The organism is Vibrio sp. G-C-1, from assembly GCF_021728015.1.
Lineage (GTDB): Bacteria > Pseudomonadota > Gammaproteobacteria > Enterobacterales > Vibrionaceae > Vibrio > Vibrio splendidus.
Genome location: NZ_JAKKCR010000012.1, coordinates 62,359 through 63,275, shown reverse-complemented (window position 1 = coordinate 63,275; position 917 = coordinate 62,359). Strand labels below are relative to the sequence as shown.

Here is a 917-nt window from a genome sequence, read left to right as displayed (position 1 = left end):
GTGACAATGACTCACTAAGCTTCTCAAAAGGCAGCGATCCATCGAATGGTTCAGTGACAGTTGATGAAAACGGCAACTGGACCTACACACCAAACGAAGACTACAACGGCAGTGACAGCTTCACGGTTATTGTTTCTGATGGCAAAGGCGGAACTGATACGCTGACGGTAAGTGTGGGTGTGAATCCGGTCAACGATGCCCCAATCCTGGTTGATGGTAATGGAGACCCACTCGGTGACAGTGTTGCAGTCACGACTGACGAAGATACGCCAGTTAGCGGTTCTCTTTCTGCATCAGATGGTGACAATGACTCATTAAGCTTCTCTAAAGGCAGCGATCCATCGAATGGTTCAGTGACAGTTGATGAAAACGGCAACTGGACCTACACACCAAACGAAGACTACAACGGCAGTGACAGCTTCACGGTTATTGTTTCTGATGGCAAAGGCGGAACTGATACGCTGACGGTAAGTGTGGGTGTGAATCCAGTCAACGATGAACCAACGTTGGTTGATGGCAATGGCGATCCACTTGGCGACAGCGTGGCGGTAACCACCGATGAAGACACGCCAGTTAGCGGCTCACTGTCCGCATCAGACGGCGATAACGACTCATTAAGCTTCTCTAAAGGCAGCGATCCATCTAATGGTTCAGTGACAGTTGATGAAAACGGCAACTGGACCTACACACCAAACGAAGACTACAACGGTAGCGACAGCTTCACGGTCGTTGTGTCTGATGGTCAAGGCGGAACTGATACGCTGACGGTAAATGTGGGTGTGAATCCAATCAACGATGCGGCGACGATAGAAGGCGACACTGAGGTCGTGGCCTCTGAAACCGATGCGGCGTTGAGCTTGACCGGCACCTTGACCGCGACGGACGTGGACAACGCAGACAACACCTTCACAGCGACA

At 51.3% G+C, this 917-nt stretch carries 1 protein-coding gene; it reads left to right on the top strand.

Annotation, left to right across the window (positions count from 1 at the left end; all coding sequences use genetic code 11):
- A partial coding sequence (locus L3V36_RS17365) for an Ig-like domain-containing protein (RefSeq protein WP_237296700.1) occupies positions 1–917 on the top strand: 917 nt, incomplete at both ends.